Raw genomic sequence first — 16,138 nt, 5'->3', positions numbered from 1 at the left:
GGCGCCGATCACGGCAGTGGTCGGCTTGCCGGGTGCCACCCTGAACGGGTGTCTCGGGGCGGGATCCCATTTCCATTCCCCGCCCGCCAGGCATCGCGCCGGGCGGACCAATGGCTACGCTATCCTATCGGCCGGTTTCGATTCGGCCCGCAGGGCCCGGGGAAGACACGTGCTGGAACTGGTCAAGGCCGGCGGTTGGCCGATGATTCCGTTGCTGTTGATGTCGGCGGTGGGGCTGGCGATCATCGTCGAGCGCCTGTGGGCGCTGCGGCGCAAGGCCGTGCTGCCGCCGGGCCTGGGCGAGGAGGTCCGCGCCTGGGCCGGGCGCGGACGGCTCGACCCGACCCACATCGACTCGCTGCGCAACACGTCCCCGCTGGGCGCCTTGCTGGCCGCGGCCCTGGACACCCGCAACCGCCCGCGCGAGGAGATCCGCGAGCGGGTCGAGGACGTCGGCCGCCACATCGCGTTCCGCATGGAGCGCTACCTCAACGCGCTCGGCACGATCGCCGCGGCCGGGCCGCTGCTGGGGCTGTTCGGCACCGTGGTCGGCATGATCCAGATGTTCCTCGGGGTGATGGACTACGGCGTGGGCGACGTCAACCAGCTCGCCGGCGGCATCGGCAAGGCGCTGGTGTGCGCGGCCACCGGCATGATCGTGGCGGTGCCGGCGCTGATGTTCCACCGCCATTTCCGCGCCCGCATCGACGGCTACATCGTGGCGATGGAGCACGAGGCGATCCAGCTGATGGACGTGATCGATCCCCGCGCGCGGCGCGTGGCGGCGCCGGTGCCTCCGCTCGCCCCCGGCGACGCGGTGCCGGCACAGGCCTGACCCGCGATGCGCATCCGCGACCGCCGCGCCGAGGACGTGCCGGAGATCAACCTGGTGCCGTTGATCGACGTGATCCTGGTGCTGATTATCTTCTTCGTGATCACCACCACCTTCGACGCGCGCTCGGTGCTCAAGCTGGAGCTGCCGCGCGCCAACGCCGACCAGACGGAGCAGCAGACGAAGTCGCTGAGCGTGCTGGTCAACGCCGACGGCCGCTATTTCGTGGACGACCACGAGGCGCTGCGCACCGACGTCGAGTCGCTCAAGCGCACCATCGCCGAGGTCGCCGGCGACGACCGCGAGCGGCCGGTGCTGCTGCGCGCCGACGCGCGCACGCCGCACCAGGCGGTGGTGACGGCGATGGATGCGCTGGGCCAGCTGGGCTTCCGCCAGATCTCGATCGCCACCGCGCCGGAGGCGTCCGCCGCCGCGGGCGCGCAGTGACCGGCTGATGGCGGATCCCACCCCTACGGCGCAGACCGCCGCCTGGCCGATCTACAGGCGCCTGCTCGGCTACGCCATGCGCTACTGGCCGCTGCTGGCGGTGGCGCTGGTGGGCATGATCATCGAGGCCGCGGCCGGCGGCGCGTTCGTGCAGCTGATGGACCCGCTGGTCAACGACGGCTTCGTCGATCCGCAGCCGGCCGCCGCGGTGCTGCTGCCGCTGGCGATCGTCGGCCTGTTCGTGCTGCGCGGCATCGCCACCTTCGCCACCGACTACGGCATGGCGCGCGCCGGCCGCAGCGTGGTGCGCGACCTGCGAGAGCGGGTGCTGGGCAAGTACCTGCGCCTGCCGAGCGCGCGCTTCGACCGCGAGTCGGTGCCGGTGATGGTCAGCCGCCTCAACTTCGACACCGAGCAGGTCGCGCAGGCCAGCGCCGACGCGCTCAAGGTGCTCGTCGCCGACGGCCTGACCATCGCCATCCTGCTGGCGATCATGTTCACCACCAGCGTCAAGGTGACCCTGGCGATGGTGATCGTGGCGCCGGCGATCGGCGTGCTGGTGTGGTTCGTCGGCAAGCGCTACCGCCGCATCAGCGGCGGCATCCAGACCGGCATGGGCGACCTGGCGCAAAGTGCGGAGCAGTCGCTGGCGGCGCAGCAGGACGTCAAGGTCTACGGCGCACAGGCGTTCGAGCGCGCGCGCTACTCGTCGCTGACCAACCGCGTGCTGCGCCTGAACATGAAGGTCGAGGCCACCCGCGCCACCGCCTCGGGACTGGTGCAGATCCTGGCGGCGGTCGCGCTGGCGGCGATCGTCTGGGTGGCCACGCGCGAGGCGCTGGTGGGGCAGCTCAACCCCGGCGAGTTCGTCAAGCTGATGACCGCGATGATGGGCATCATTCCCTCGCTGCGGCGGATCACCAACGTGCAGAGCGTGATCGGCCGCGGCGTGGCCGCCGCCGAGCGGCTGTTCTCGGTGCTCGACGACGAGGAGGAACGCGACACCGGCACGGTGCGCCTGCAGCGCGCGCGCGGCGAGCTGGTGTTCGACCGCGTCGGCCTGCGCTACGACCGCGAGACCGGCAGCGAAGGCATGGCGCTGCAGGACGTCAGCTTCAGCGCCCGCCCGGGGACGGTGACCGCGATCGTCGGCCGCTCCGGCAGCGGCAAGACCAGCCTGGTGCGGCTGGTGCCGCGCTTCTACCAGCCCAGCAGCGGCACCATCACCCTGGACGGCGTGCCGCTCGACGACTACCGCCTGGCCGACCTGCGCCGCCAGATCGCCCTGGTCGGGCAGCGGGTGATGCTGTTCGACGACAGCGTCGCCGCCAACATCGCCTACGCCGCCGACGCCTCGCCCGAGGCGCTGCGCCGCGCCGCCGAGGACGCCAACGCCTGGGAGTTCATCGAGCGCCTGCCGCAGGGCATGGACACGCCGATCGGCGAGAACGGCTCGCTGCTGTCGGGCGGGCAGCGCCAGCGCCTGGCGATCGCGCGGGCGATCCTGCGCGACGCGCCGATCCTGATCCTCGACGAGGCCACCGCCGCGCTCGACACCGAGTCCGAGCGCCTGGTGCAGGACGCGCTCAACCGCCTGATGCCCGACCGCACCACGCTGGTGATCGCGCACCGGCTCTCCACCATCGAGCACGCCGACCAGGTGCTGGTGCTCGACCACGGCCGCCTGGTGGAGCGGGGCACGCACGCCGAGCTGCTGGCGCAGGGCGGCCTGTACGCCCATCTGCACAAGATGCAGTTCCGCGAGCCCCAGGACACGTGAGCGGCTTCGGCATGTGCGTGCGGGACCGCCCGGAACTGCTTATCGCCCGTCGCGCCGGCGTGCGGCCGGCAGCGCCGTGCCGGTGCGCCCCCGGCCGGGGTGTTCGCCCATGAGCCGCAAGCGGTTGCAGCCGCCGGCGTACTGGTTCGACGGCAGCCGGGCGCCGCTGCCGGCCAGGCTGCTGGCGGAAGCCTACGCCGGCGCGGTGGCGTCGCGCAGGTGGTTGTACGGCAAGGGCCTGCTGCGGCGCGGCGGGGTCGACCGGCCGGTGATCGTGGTCGGCAACCTGATCGCCGGCGGCAGCGGCAAGACGCCGCTCGTCATCGCCCTGGTGGAACGGCTGCGCGCGGCCGGGCGCACGCCCGGCGTCGCCAGCCGCGGTTACGGCCGTGCGCAGGCGGGCGATGCGCTGTGGGTCGATGCCGAGACCGATCCGCGGTACGGCGGCGACGAACCGGTGCTGATCGCCCAGCGCACCGGCGCGAAGGTGCGCGTGGACGCCGATCGCCTGGCCGCGGCGCGTGCCCTGGTCGCCGCCGGCTGCGACGTGGTGGTCTGCGACGACGGCCTGCAGCACTACCGGCTGCGGCGCGATCTCGAGGTCGAGGTGATCGACGGCCGCCGCCGCTACGGCAACGGCCTGCTGCTGCCGGCCGGCCCGTTGCGCGAACCGGCCGGGCGCGGCGGCGATTGCCAGTTCCGCGTGGTCAACCTCGGGGCCGACGAGGTCGGCGCCGCCGGTTTCGGGGAATGGCCGATGCGGCTGCGGGCCGACCGGGCGCAGCCCCTGCGGGGCGTCAGGCCGTGCCCGCTGCAGGCGTTCTCCGGGCAGCGCGTGCATGCGGTGGCGGGCATCGGCGATCCGGACCGCTTCTTCGCCACCCTGCGCGAACACGGCATCGCCGTGGTGCCGCACGCGTTCGCCGACCATCACCGCTACGTCGCCGACGACCTGCGTTTCGGCAGCGACCTGCCGGTGCTGATGACCGAGAAGGACGCGGTGAAATGCCGGCCGTTCGCCGGCGAACGCCATTTCAGCGTCCCGGTGACCGCCGAACTGCCCGAAGCGTTCTGGGTCGCCCTGCTCGACAGGCTGTCAAATCCGTAGGAGCGCACCGCAGGGGCGCGCCAGGCAGTCCTTTCCGTTGCGGTGAGAAGCGGGCCGTCGCCACGGGTTTCGCCAACGAATCGCCGAGGCTTCAAGCCCTTGATGTTGTCAGCCCACGGCGAAGAGCTCGGCTGCCCATTGGACCGGCCCGTGGCGACGGGCCTGGCCGTACCGCATCGGAGAAGATTGCCTAGCGCCGCGTCGCGCCCCTGCGGTGCGCTCCTACGAAAGACCGCTCGCCGCGTCCATCGGGCGCATGGCAGCGCCGTACCGTGATGCACGCGACACCGCCATGCGAGAATCCGGCCATGCCCGGACCCATCGATTTCATCGTCGCCATTCCCGCGCGCCACGACGCCGCCCGGCTGCCGGGCAAGCCGCTGCGCCTGCTCGCCGGCGAGCCGCTGGTGCTGCACGTGGCGCGGCGCGCGCTGGCCGCGGGCGCGCGCGAGGTGTGGGTGGCGACCGACGACGCGCGCGTGGTGCAGGCGCTGTCCGGCACGGCGGTGCGCACGGCGATGACGTCCGCCGCGCATCCGTCCGGCACCGACCGCCTGGCCGAGTGCGCCGACATCGCCGGCTGGGACGATGCGACCGTGGTGGTCAACCTGCAGGGCGACGAGCCGTTCGCGCCCGCCGCGGGCATTCGCGCGGTGGCCGAGGTGCTGGCCGCGTCCGGCGCGCCGATGAGTACGCTGGCGGCGCCGATCGACGACGTCGACACGTTGTTCGATCCCAACGCGGTGAAGCTGGTCCGCGCCGGCAACGGCGACGCGCTGTACTTCAGTCGCGCGCCGGTGCCGTGGCCGCGCGATGCCTTCGCCGCCGACCGGGGCCGCTTGCCGGAGGAGGGGGGCTGGCTGCGACATATCGGCATCTACGGCTACCGCGCCGGCTTCCTGCGCGCCTTCGCGGCGTTGCCGCCGGGGCGGCTGGAACGGACCGAGGCACTGGAGCAGCTGCGCGCGCTGGAGGCCGGGCACCGCATCGCGGTGGCGTTGACCCCGGAACCGTTCCCGCCGGGCGTCGACACGCCCGGGGACCTGGCGCGGGCCGAATCGCGGATGGCGCAGGCGCATGGCTGAGCCGCCGCGCCTGCTGCTGGTCTGCCTCGGCAACATCTGCCGCTCGCCGATGGCCGAGGGCGCCCTGCGGATGCGCCTGGACGAGGCCGGGCTGCGGCACGTCATCGTCGATTCGGCCGGGACCGGCGACTGGCATGCGGGCGATCCGCCGGACCGGCGCGCGATCGCCACCGCCGCGCGCCACGGCGTCGACATCTCGGGCCTGCGCGCGCGCCAGCTGCGGCCGGCCGACTACACCCGCTTCGACTGGCTGCTGTGCGCGGACCTGCAGAACCTGCGCGACGTGCGTGCGCGGCAGCCCGCGGCCGCTTCGGCCCGCATCGAGCTGTTCACGCGCTGGGCGGGCGTGGACGGCGCCGGCGACGGCGCCATTCCCGACCCGTACACCGGCGGGCACGACGAGTTCGAGCACGTCTGGTCGGTGGTCGATGCCGCGGCGGCGGCGGCGGTGCGCAGGCTGCGGACGGCCACGGGCGGAGCGGGTCGCCGGCCCGGGATTGACGCATAATCCGGCGGAACGGACCGTTGGCCGACAGGATGGATGCGCAGACCGCCCCCGAATTCCCCAGTTCGCTGGACTGGCTGAACCTGACCGAGCCGCTGCGCATGGCGCAGTTGCGCGGCAAGGTGTGCGCGCTCGCCTTCATCAATGCCGGCTCGGCCTGGTCGACCCAGCGCCTGAGCGACCTGGCGCACCTGCACGCGCGCCATGGCGAGCGCCTGAACGTGGTCGCCGTGCACGTGCCCAAGTTCGAGCACGAGCGCGACCCGCGGCGGGTGGCCAAGCGCCTGCGCCGGCAGCAGATCGGATTCCCGGTCGCCCACGACCCGGACTGGACGCTGTGGCAGCACTACGGCATCGAGGCCTGGCCGACGGTGGTGCTGATCGACGGCGAGGGCAGGGTGCGCGAACGCGTGGTCGGCGACGGGCCGGTGCGCGAGCTGGACGCCCGCGTCGGCGAACTCGCCGACGGCCTGGTGCCGCAGTCGCGCAGCGTGCGGCCGATCGAACTGCGCCGCAGCGGCGAGCCGGCGCTGCCGCTGTGCTTCCCGGTGGGCCTGGCGCTGTCGGGCAACTACCTGTACGTCGCCGACAGCAACCACCACCGCATCCTCGAGTGCGACCAGAGCGGGCGCGTGCTGCGCCAGTTCGGCAGCGGCGGCCCCGGTTTCATCGACGGGCCGATGGAGCTGGCCGCGTTCAACCGGCCCCAGGGCCTCGCCGTGGAGCGCGACCTGCTGTACGTGGCCGACGGCGGCAACCACGCGGTGCGCCGGATCCAGCTGCGCACCGGCGACATCGACACCGTGTTCGGCGCCGGCCGCCGCGGCACCGCCGCCGACGGCACGGTGGCGGACGCGCGCGCCGTGGTGATGGACCAGCCGCGGGCGGTGGCGCTGTCCGGCGGCAGGCTGTTCGTCGCCACCAGCGGCGACAACCGCATCTGGAGCTACGACCTCGGCAACCACGAACTGCGCCGCCTGGCGGGCTCGGGCGCGCTCGAGGTCGCCGACGGCAACGGCGCCGAGGCCGCCTTCGCCGAGCCGGTGGCGCTGGCCGCGGTGCAGCAGGTGGTCTACGTCTGCGACGCGGCCGGCTCGGCGGTGCGCAGCGTCAACATCCGCACCGGCCAGGTGCAGACGCTGCTCGGCCAGGGGCCGTGGGAGTTCGGCGACGCCGACGGCAAGCGGGTATCCGCGCGCCTGCAGCAGCCGCAGGGCATCGCGCTGGACCCGGACGCCCCGCGGCTGTGGATCGCCGACGCCGGCAACGACAGCCTGCGCTGCCTGCGCCTGGGCGGCGGGGAATTGACCAGCTTCGAGTTGCCGCGCCCGCTGCACGGCCCGTCCGGGCTGGCGGTCGCGGGCGGGGTGGTCTGGATCGCCGACACCGATGCCCATGCGGTGCTGCGCCTGGATACCGCGACCGGCGACCTGCACCACGTCCCGATCGGCGAATGACGCGGCGGCGTGGCGCCCGTGCGGGCGGCCGTGGCGGCGCGCCGCCCCGGGCCGCCGCCGCGTTGAATCGCCCGCCGGCCGCCCGCATCTCGGAGGCCTGCCATGCCATCGCATCCTGACTCCGGCGCTCCGCCACCGTCCCCGCAGGCCTTCGACGGCAAGGCCTTCGTCGCCAGCCTGAGCAACGCGCCCGGCGTCTACCGCATGCTCGCCGCCGACGGCGGCGTGCTGTACGTGGGCAAGGCCGCCTCGCTGCGCAAGCGCGTGGCCAACTACTTCAGCGCCTCGCCCAAGCCGACCCGGACCATGGCGATGCTGGCGCAGGTGGCGGCGATGGAGGTGACGGTCACCCGCACCGAGGTCGAGGCGCTGCTGCTCGAGAACCAGCTGATCAAGTCGCTCAAGCCGCGCTACAACGTGATGCTGCGCGACGACAAGAGCTATCCCTTCGTGCTGCTGACGCAGGAGGACTGGCCGCGGCTGGCCTTCCACCGCGGCGGGCGCAGCACCCCGGGCCGCTACTTCGGGCCGTACCCCAGCGCCAGCACGGTGCGCGAGACGCTCAACGTGATGCACAAGCTGTTCCGCCTGCGCAGCTGCGAGGACAGCGTGTTCCGCAACCGCTCGCGCCCCTGCCTGCAGTACCAGATCGGCCGCTGCAGCGCGCCCTGCGTCGGGTTGGTCTCCGCGCCGGACTACGCCGAGTCGGTGCGCCGGGTGGCGCTGTTCCTGGACGGGCGCAGCGACGAACTCACCGACGAGCTCAACGGCGCGATGGAGCGCGCCAGCGAGCGCCTGGACTTCGAGCAGGCCGCGCGCCTGCGCGACCTGGTCGCCTCGATCCGCGGGCTGCAGGCGCGCCAGTACGTCGACGGCCGCGTCGCCGATCTCGACGTGCTCGCCTGCGCCATGCAAGGCACCAGCGCCTGCGTGCTGCTGCTGGCGTTCCGCGACGGCCGCAATCTCGGCACCCGCGCGTTCTTCCCCAAGACCAGCGGCAGCGAGGATCCGGCCGAGGTGCTGGCGGCATTCGTGTCGCAGTACTACGCCGAGCAGCCGCCGCCGCGCGAGATCGTGCTGGATCGCGTGATCGACGATGCCGAACTGCTGCAGCAGGCATTCTCGGAGGCCACGGGGCGGCGGGTGCAGATCAAGGGCAGCGTGCGCGGCGAGCGTGCCGGCTATGTCGACCTGGCGCGGCGCAATGCCGGCGCGGCCCTGGTCAGCCGGCTCGACAGCCAGTCGGCGCAGTCGCTGCGGCTGGAAGCGCTGCGCGAACTGCTGGACCTGGCCGAGCCGCCCCAGCGCATCGAGTGTTTCGACATCAGCCACACCATGGGCGAAGCCACCGTTGCCTCCTGCGTGGTGTTCGGGCCCGAGGGCGCGGTGCGCAGCCAGTACCGGCGCTACAACATCGCCGGCATCGCCCCCGGCGACGACTACGCGGCGATGCGCCAGGCGCTGACGCGCCGCTTCCGGCGCGCCGTGGAAGCCGAGGGGGTGCTGCCCGACGTGCTGCTGATCGACGGCGGCGCGGGGCAGGTGGCGCAGGCGCGCGAGGTGCTGGACGAACTCGGCATCGGCAGCGTGACCCTGGTGGGCGTGGCCAAGGGCGAGGCCCGCCGCGCCGGCCACGAGGCCCTGCTGCTGCCCGACGGCCGCGAACTGCGTCCGGGACCGGATTCGCCGGGCCTGCAGCTGGTGCAGCAGGTGCGCGACGAGGCGCACCGCTTCGCCATCACCGGCCATCGCGGACGGCGGCAGAAGGCGCGAACCGTCAGCCGCCTGGAGGACATCGCCGGGATCGGCCCGCGCCGCCGCGCCAGCCTGCTGCGGCATTTCGGCGGCCTGGCCGGGCTGAAGGCCGCCGGCGCCGAGCAGATCGCGCAGGTGGAGGGCATCAACGCGGCGCTGGCCCGGCGCATCTACGCCAACCTGCACGGCCTCGACGCCGAGGGCTGAGCGGTGATGGACCGCGTGCATCCGGCACGCACCATCACCGTGCCCCGGATCGCGCGAACCCCGCGCTGCTCCCTCTCCCGCTTGCGGGGCGAGATCGCGCGGCTTTCGCGCCATCGGCGCGCGCGCGTTCGAGCGCCCGCTCCGCTGGAGCGGGCCGGGGCGCGCAGCGGGGGTGAGGGCGGGGCCGTCGCCGGCGCGCGAACGGACATCGGAATGCCGAAGGCAGCGTCACTCGATACGCCGCCAACGGCGCAGCGAAAATGCAGCCGCTTGGCGCCAAGCCCCAACTCGCCGTAAACGGGAGCAGGCAGACCCACGCCACGACCCCGTAGAATGACCGTGCCGCCGCGGCGCGCATCTCGGCCCGCCAGCGGGACGGAAGCGGCGCAGCGGCCGTGAACGCCGACGAGCCCCGGATGAAGCTGACGATACCTACCTGGCTGACCCTGCTGCGGATCCTGATGATCCCGCTGCTGGTGCTGGTGTTCTATCTGCCGTTCGGCTGGACCAATTTCGCTTCCGCCGCCATCTTCGGGCTGGCCGCGATCACCGACTGGCTGGACGGCTGGATCGCCCGCCGCTACCACCAGTATTCGGCTTTCGGCGCGTTTCTCGACCCGGTCGCCGACAAGCTGATGGTGGCCGTGGCGCTGTTCCTGATCGTGCAGGGACATCCCACGCCGTGGATGGCGTTCTGGGCGGCGGTGATCGTCGGCCGCGAGATCGCGGTGTCGGCGCTGCGCGAGTGGATGGCCGAACTCGGCCAGCGCGCCACCGTGCGCGTGGCCAGCATCGGCAAGTTCAAGACCGTCGTGCAGATGCTGGCGCTGTTGTGCCTGCTGTACTCGGTGACGCCGGACCGGCCGCCGCGGCCCGCGCCGTGGATGGGCGAGCCGATCTTCCGCCTCGGCGACTGGCTGCTCGCCGCCGCGGCGCTGCTGACGCTGTGGTCCGGCCTGCAGTACCTGCGCGCCGCCTGGCCGGCCTTGCGCGACGGCGAGGACCACGGCGCAGCCGGCAAGTCCGCCACGGACCACGCCGATCCGGAGGCCGCGCGCCGCGACCGGGAGTGAAGCGCCGGGCGATCCGCGCTCTGGCATGCGCCGATGACCGATGACCGAAGGCCGGATCCGCGTGGATCGCGGGCGCGGCGCGCTCCCGCGGGTGACGACCCCGCGCCGCGGTTCCTGACCGGCGGATGGACGCGAAAGTTGACACGCCGCCGGCGGACGGTAAAATTCCGCCTCCTCTGCGGGAATAGCTCAGTTGGTAGAGCACGACCTTGCCAAGGTCGGGGTCGCGAGTTCGAGTCTCGTTTCCCGCTCCAGGTTTCACGACAGAACCCCGCTTGCGGGGTTTTGTTTTGTCGGGGCGCCCGACGGGTTTTCCGATAGACTTGTGCGTCGAGTCACCGGCCTGGTGGCAGAGTGGTCATGCAGCGGCCTGCAAAGCCGTGTACGCCGGTTCGATTCCGACCCAGGCCTCCATCCGCGATTCCCGGAAAGGCCCGCCCCAGGCGGGCCTTTTCGCTTTGCGGCGCCGGTGGCGGGCGGACCACCGCAATCTTCAGGCCAGCCGTTCCGACGCCACCACGTGCCGTCCCGGCTGCGGATGGAGCGCCGCATCGAGCAATGCGGCGGCGACCTTGGCGGCGGGATTGATGCGGTAGCGGCGCGGCAGCACCGGCGCCAGGGCGCGCAGCAATGCCGAGGCGGCGCGCTCGCCGGTCCGGAACTCGGCGCGCTCGCCGCCGATCAGTCCCGGCCTGACGAAGGTCAGCGACGCAAACCCGACGTCCGCCAGCGCCCGTTCCAGTTCGCCCTTGGTGCGGCTGTACAGGATGCGCGAGCCGGCGTCCGCGCCCAGCGCCGAATTCAACGCGAAGGTGCGGGCGCCATGGCGATGCGCGATCCTCGCGACGGCAAGCGGATAGTCGAGGTCCACGCGGCGGAAGGCGTCGTCGGACCCTGCCGTGGCGCGGGTCGTGCCGAGCGTGCAGACCACCGCGTCCGCGCGCCACCAGCCGGCGTCCTCCGGCAGAGCTTCGAAGTCGACCACGAGGTTGACCAGCCGCGCGTGTGGCTCGAGCGGCCGCCGGGTCGGCGCGATCACCCGCTCGATGCCCGGATGCGCCAGCGCCTGCGCCAGCACGTGTCCGCCGACCAGCCCCGTCGCTCCCACGTGCAGCAGCTTCATGGGTTTCTCCTCGCAGGTTCGAAACGCAGTATCCGGCATCGGTGACCGGCGGCGCGCGATGACTTCAGTGGGCGGCTTTTACCGAGGAACATTGACCGGCTCGCTGGTCTCGACCGTTGGCGGCACCGGCGTCGCTCCTTGCCGACGCCACCTGGATCCACGACCCCTTCGATCATCGACCCCGGACCGACGTCTGCCGATCGCGGCTCCGCAAGCCGGCCGGTGACGCGAGGGTTCCATGCACGGGGCGTCTCAGGCACGCTAGCGCACCGGCCCGGGTGGCGAAACTGGTAGACGCAAGGGACTTAAAATCCCTCGGGGGTAACCTCGTGCGGGTTCGATTCCCGCTCCGGGCATCATAGCTAATTGATTTTATTAGATATTTGCGGGATAGCCGCGGGGGACATATCGGTCACGGATTCAAACCGGTCTCGGTTTTGAGGATTCTCCGTCACCTGCTGGCGCCGGCTATTGAGCGCGTCTGCGCCCTTGGTGAGGTACTTCTTCGAGACGTGACCGTAGGTGTCGGAGGTTAGGGTGATCGTGCTGTGCCCCAGCCATTCCTTCGCCTGGTGCAGGTCGCCCGTCTCCTCGATCAAGCGCGTCGCCAAGGAGTGCCTCGTGGCATAGGGGACGCAGTCCTTGTCGTCGACGCCCAGCGCCTCGCGTGCGGCCGCCCAGTGCTCGTTGAGGCGCCGGTGGTTGAGGTTGTGGAAAGGCCCACCCTTGATCTTCCCCCATCGAGCGAGAAGCACCTCGTAGGCACGATCCGTCATCGGGACCGTGCGCGACTTGTTGGTCTTGTTTCGGAGCCCCCTGTGTGGAGCGTGGCGCACGACGATTTCCCTACGCTCCAGCCGAATGTTCGTCCACGGAAGTTTTAGCGCCTCCGCAGGACGCAGCCCAGTCTCGTACAGGACGGCGCACAGGTCGGCGTATTCAGAGGCGTCGCGCTTGACCGGGTGTCCTCCCTTGACCCCTTCCTTGCGGTCGTCGCGCGCGCGGACGGCCTCCAGCAGCTCGTCGAACTCCTCCTCGGTGAGGACGAACTCGCGCTTTCGCTCGCCGGACTGACGCGGGATGCGCGGGGGGCGGTAAGTTCGATCCAGGTCGGCGGCCTTGTTGGGAACGACGCTGACGACCGACAGCTTCCTGTTGATCGTTGCAGGGCCGTTCCCCGCAGCGCGTAGTTGGTTCACGAGGTTGGTGTGGCGTAGGCGACGCGCTGGCGTCGTGTCGAAAAATACAGATAGGGAAAGACGGAGGCGCGAACATCGACAAGCATCGGAGCCCGTGGCGCGCATCGGTTCGCCTTTGCGGGCATAGGATCGGATATGCAATCCCGCGCGGTTGCCGTGGAATCAATGGCTTGCGCGAACAGGTGACGCGAGGGATAGCTCGCGGCGCGCGCGGGGAACCTAATGGGGTACGGGGGGTAGCGCGCGATCCTTCGCAGTTAAATACCCCCTCGGAAATTTCTGCCGAAACATCGGGCGCCCATAGGGGAGGCGGTGGTCAGGAGCGGCACGGCAACCTGCTGCCCGCGGCCAAGGGTTACTTATCCCGTGGAGGCCACGTGGGAGACGGTACGTCTGGCTCTTTGACCCATCCGAGGGACTGCGCGTCGATTACTTTCCCGGCGGGATGATAGATGCCGACGACACGCACCTTTTGGCCGACCATTGCCTCCGCGTCTTCCGGGCGCATGTGTTTGTCCAGTAGCTCGCCGATGAATACGACCGCTTGCCCGTCTCGCTCCTCGGCCAACGCGAGCCGGCTATCGGACCGGCGCAGGTAGCCATAGACCATTACGCCGAACGTCGGTCCGCGCCCGTGCTCCAGCAGTTCGGTTGGGCGGTACTGACACACGCGAATCGACATCCCGCCGAAGGCGGTACACGGACGCGGAGTTGCGCTTGCCTCTTGTTGCTGCGGGGTCGTCTGGCCGCATGCTGAGAGGCACACGAGCATTGCGAGCAACAGCGTCCGCATTACAGGGACTCCCGATAGACTTCGCCGAGGCGCACCGCGCGCATCGTGTCCTGCTCCTGTAGCCGCCGATACTCACCGAAGTTCCAGCCGTGCAGACCGGCAGAGTCGGCGATGTAGACGTTGACCTCTTTCAAGTAGCCGTACACAAGGTCTCCAGACTGGATGTCGCCCTGGCCGCCGTAGCCGCCCAGGCCGCTCTCGTCCGACACCTGATAGAAGCTAAAGGCCCGGTCTTTCCCAACCCATCCTCCCGGTTGGGGATGGGTATGGATCGCAGCTGTCGTCGCGCCTGGGGACCGTGGGGCCTGGTCGACCAAGTCACGTACGCGAGCCTCCTCACCGCTGCTCCAAGGCGCGCCGAGGCGGTATTTGCCATTCGGCGCTTGCGAAATCAGCGCGCCGACCTCCACGCCATAGTCGTCCGCGACTGGCAGTACGCGCCGACGCCATTCTCTGGCGGCTTCTACTTCCGTGTCGTACTCACGGTAGGAGCCTGCCTGCATCAGCGCGGCATGCGAGTCGACGATGACATTCCGGGCGACCTGCCAGTTCGGATTAGAGGGAGTGTTGGCACCCTGAAGGTATTGAAGGTCCAGCTCCGGCGGCTCCATCGGAACTGCGGCCAGAGCGGCAGCCGCCACCGGCTGCCCGATCGCGGCCCCGGTGCCTGACCCGCTATCGGTGAAGGCCATCACCTGGCTGGAAATCAAAGTGGCGCCGCATGCGGTCTTGTCGCCGTGGCGGGCGACCGGCTGGCCGTCGATGATCAGCGTCGAGTCGCCAGTTACGATGGCGGTCGGTCCGTGCCTTTCGCACACGACCCGATTGTTGACCCGACAAACAGGCTTGCCGTCAGCATCGGTAAAGGGCGAACCACTGACGACTGATCCTCCGTGGTCGATGCGGTCCCCCACGACGATAAATGGCCGTGACATTGGTCGGTCTCCTCCTTGATGCCCAGGGCATCTATACTGCCCTGTTGCTGGAGACGCAACATCAATGTGGGGCTTGTAGCCAGACCAGCCTGCCTTTTACGGCGTACTACAACCGAGTCGGCGATGGTGTAGATCGTAGGTCGAAACAACCAGCCACCTATATCTCCCCACAGGTCTCCTTGGGTTCCCTCTGGTTCCTCCTGGTGGTCTTCTTCTCTGGTCTCTCCGCCGCCCTCTCCATCGGTCGTCCTCAGCTCACACTCGATCCCACTCGACCACCTACGCTCACCTCTGTATTCTCAGAGGGCGACTACTATATTCTCCTACCACTGTCGGTGGGATTCATTGGCGATCCGGGCAGCCATCCTCACCTAGAAGTGGGATGCGTGAGGAAACAGCCCGGCGCCCCAGGCGCTCCTCTGGAACCCATTAGGGAACCTCTTGAGCGCCTGGGGACGCCTTGGGCACAGCAGGTGACGCCATGCCTAAGCACACGTCTAGCGCTCGGCGTCCGACAGGGAAGTGTCCAGCATGAACTGAAGCATGAAGCCCGAGCGCCCGTAGGACGCTTCTCGCTCCAGTAGGTCCTCCTCGGAGAACCTGACGGTCTCGCAGGGATGCCAGGCGAGCTTGGGGTTCGCGTCGAACGGCTCGGCGATCATGGGCGCGAGGCGATCTGCGTAGGACTGCCGCTGCTTCGTGTCGCGGGGGTAGCGCGCCGGCCAGATGCGGACGACGTAACCGCGCTCCGGGAGCTTGTTGTAGAGGCTCTCCTCGGTCTGCGGGGTGCCCAGGTAAATCACGGCGCCGCCGGGCTTGAGGACCGCGTCGAACTCCTTGACCAGCTCGGCCAGGCGCTCACGCTGCACCACGGTCATCGAGTTCTTCGGGACTTCGCAGTCGTCGGCGATGATGGTGTCGGCGCGGGAGCCGGTGAGCTGACCGGTGATACCCACGGACTTCACCGAGGGGCTCTGGTCTGGCTTGGCGGGGCCTACGTCGAACGCCAGGTTCGAGTCACGCTGCCCCGCGCGCGGCTTCAGGTGCGACAGCTCGGGGATCGTCTCGATCAGCCGCTTCACGAACACGGAGAATGCGTCGGCGCGCTCCTTGCTCGCGGAGACCACCATGACTTTGTGATCGGGGTCTTTCCACAGCAGCCAGCAGACGTAGGCCGCGGTCACCCGTCGCGCCTGCGGCCGGCTGGCGATGCCCACGAACCAAAACCCGGGTCGGGTTGACATACAACCGTTTGACGTGCCGCGAACGCGAATAGGACTCGCGATGCTGCACTGACCATGGGAAGTTGACCCCGGGTCGGATTGCAGGTCTCCAGGCGCCAAGTGCTGCTGAAAGTATTGGATCCAAGTTTATTTCTCCGTGCGCAATGCGACATGGTGTTAAAGGCGGGTTTCATATCCGGCAGACCAATAGTGATGTCGGTCTGCGGCACTGACCTGCCTTCCAGTAAGGCATCGATCGCCGCCTGGATGCCGTCCGAGCGCTCGTCGAAAAGATTGTGGCCGGCGTTGTGGACGTTCACGAAGGTGACGTTCCTGAGTTTGGACACCGCTTCGCGTTGGTTGTCGATGTCGGTCCGGCCGTCGAGCGTGCCGCCTAGCGCGAGCACGGGAACGTCGTTGGGGGGGCGGTGCGGCGCAGCCGCGATCCGCTGCAGTACCCCGTATCTCTGAGCTGCCTATGCGGCAGTGAACCAATGGATCGAGCGCGCGTACTGCATCGGGACTTTCTGAGCCGATGTCGTAGTTCAATCGCAAGTATTCAAAACCTGCGATTGAATTTTGTGTATGCACATATGTTGGAATTCAACCGCAAGTA

The 16,138-nt window shown here is 69.9% G+C and carries 15 protein-coding genes and 3 tRNA genes; 12 read left to right on the top strand and 6 right to left on the bottom strand.

Annotation, left to right across the window (positions count from 1 at the left end; translation table 11 throughout):
- The first annotated feature begins 169 nt into the window (after positions 1-169).
- From U3649_RS15050 to U3649_RS15000, 11 genes are all read left to right on the top strand, one after another.
- On the top strand, positions 170-835 hold the full coding sequence (locus U3649_RS15050) for a MotA/TolQ/ExbB proton channel family protein (protein WP_407352118.1): 666 nt from the start codon (positions 170-172) through the stop codon (positions 833-835).
- A 6-nt stretch (positions 836-841) separates the two neighbouring features.
- A complete protein-coding gene (locus U3649_RS15045) occupies positions 842-1,279 on the top strand; it encodes an ExbD/TolR family protein (RefSeq protein WP_407352117.1) in 438 nt (145 codons plus the stop codon).
- Between the two features lie 7 nt (positions 1,280-1,286).
- Positions 1,287-3,059: a lipid A export permease/ATP-binding protein MsbA gene (gene msbA, locus U3649_RS15040; RefSeq protein WP_407352116.1), complete on the top strand. Its 1,773-nt coding sequence runs from the start codon at positions 1,287-1,289 to the stop codon at positions 3,057-3,059.
- A gap of 109 nt (positions 3,060-3,168) precedes the next feature.
- The gene (lpxK, locus tag U3649_RS15035; RefSeq protein ID WP_407352115.1) at positions 3,169-4,167 is read left to right on the top strand and encodes a tetraacyldisaccharide 4'-kinase; all 999 of its coding nucleotides are present in this window, start codon (positions 3,169-3,171) and stop codon (positions 4,165-4,167) included.
- 308 nt (positions 4,168-4,475) lie between these two features.
- A complete protein-coding gene (kdsB, locus tag U3649_RS15030; RefSeq protein ID WP_407352114.1) occupies positions 4,476-5,252 on the top strand; it encodes a 3-deoxy-manno-octulosonate cytidylyltransferase in 777 nt (258 codons plus the stop codon).
- Positions 5,245-5,760, top strand: a complete 516-nt coding sequence (locus U3649_RS15025; protein WP_407352113.1) for a low molecular weight protein-tyrosine-phosphatase — start codon at positions 5,245-5,247, stop codon at positions 5,758-5,760. The genes kdsB and U3649_RS15025 overlap by 8 nt, the downstream gene beginning before the upstream one ends.
- 29 nt (positions 5,761-5,789) lie before the next feature.
- Entirely contained in the window at positions 5,790-7,214 is a 1,425-nt protein-coding gene (locus U3649_RS15020; RefSeq protein WP_407354633.1) for a redoxin domain-containing protein, read from the top strand.
- A gap of 102 nt (positions 7,215-7,316) precedes the next feature.
- Positions 7,317-9,176 carry an excinuclease ABC subunit UvrC gene (gene uvrC, locus U3649_RS15015; RefSeq protein ID WP_407352112.1) on the top strand — a complete coding sequence of 620 codons (1,860 nt, stop codon included), beginning with the start codon at positions 7,317-7,319 and terminating at the stop codon, positions 9,174-9,176.
- 416 nt (positions 9,177-9,592) lie between these two features.
- Complete coding sequence (gene pgsA, locus U3649_RS15010) at positions 9,593-10,249, top strand: CDP-diacylglycerol--glycerol-3-phosphate 3-phosphatidyltransferase (RefSeq protein ID WP_407352111.1); 657 nt, start codon at positions 9,593-9,595, stop codon at positions 10,247-10,249.
- A gap of 178 nt (positions 10,250-10,427) precedes the next feature.
- Positions 10,428-10,503 (top strand) — tRNA-Gly (locus U3649_RS15005).
- Positions 10,504-10,589: 86 nt separating this feature from the next.
- Positions 10,590-10,663, top strand: a tRNA-Cys gene (locus tag U3649_RS15000).
- 79 nt (positions 10,664-10,742) lie between these two features.
- Here U3649_RS15000 and U3649_RS14995 read toward each other — a convergent pair.
- Positions 10,743-11,372: an NAD-dependent dehydratase gene (locus tag U3649_RS14995; protein WP_407352110.1), complete on the bottom strand. Its 630-nt coding sequence runs from the start codon at positions 11,370-11,372 to the stop codon at positions 10,743-10,745.
- A 272-nt stretch (positions 11,373-11,644) separates the two neighbouring features.
- On the opposite strand from U3649_RS14995, the gene U3649_RS14990 reads away from it, so the two are divergent.
- Positions 11,645-11,728: transfer RNA gene (locus U3649_RS14990), tRNA-Leu, on the top strand.
- 6 nt (positions 11,729-11,734) lie between these two features.
- On the opposite strand, the gene U3649_RS14985 is transcribed toward U3649_RS14990, so the two are convergent.
- The 5 genes from U3649_RS14985 to U3649_RS14965 all read right to left on the bottom strand — a co-directional run bounded on the left by U3649_RS14985 (position 11,735) and on the right by U3649_RS14965 (position 15,968).
- The gene (locus tag U3649_RS14985; protein WP_407352109.1) at positions 11,735-12,571 is read right to left on the bottom strand and encodes a tyrosine-type recombinase/integrase; all 837 of its coding nucleotides are present in this window, start codon (positions 12,569-12,571) and stop codon (positions 11,735-11,737) included.
- A 355-nt stretch (positions 12,572-12,926) separates the two neighbouring features.
- Positions 12,927-13,364, bottom strand: a complete 438-nt coding sequence (locus U3649_RS14980) for a hypothetical protein (protein WP_407352108.1) — start codon at positions 13,362-13,364, stop codon at positions 12,927-12,929.
- On the bottom strand, positions 13,364-14,299 hold the full coding sequence (locus U3649_RS14975; RefSeq protein WP_407352107.1) for a PAAR domain-containing protein: 936 nt from the start codon (positions 14,297-14,299) through the stop codon (positions 13,364-13,366). Before U3649_RS14975 ends, U3649_RS14980 begins: the two co-directional genes overlap by 1 nt.
- A gap of 497 nt (positions 14,300-14,796) precedes the next feature.
- Positions 14,797-15,516, bottom strand: a complete 720-nt coding sequence (gene terL, locus U3649_RS14970) for a phage terminase large subunit (protein ID WP_407352106.1) — start codon at positions 15,514-15,516, stop codon at positions 14,797-14,799.
- Positions 15,480-15,968 (bottom strand): alpha/beta fold hydrolase, encoded by a 489-nt coding sequence (locus U3649_RS14965; protein WP_407354632.1) that lies wholly within the window; start codon positions 15,966-15,968, stop codon positions 15,480-15,482. The genes terL and U3649_RS14965 overlap by 37 nt, the downstream gene beginning before the upstream one ends.
- Positions 15,969-16,138: the final 170 nt, after the last annotated feature.

The sequence above is a fragment of the Luteimonas sp. R10 genome (assembly GCF_045689605.1).
Classification (GTDB): Bacteria; Pseudomonadota; Gammaproteobacteria; order Xanthomonadales; family Xanthomonadaceae; genus Luteimonas.
This window is presented reverse-complemented; position numbering and strand designations above follow the sequence as displayed.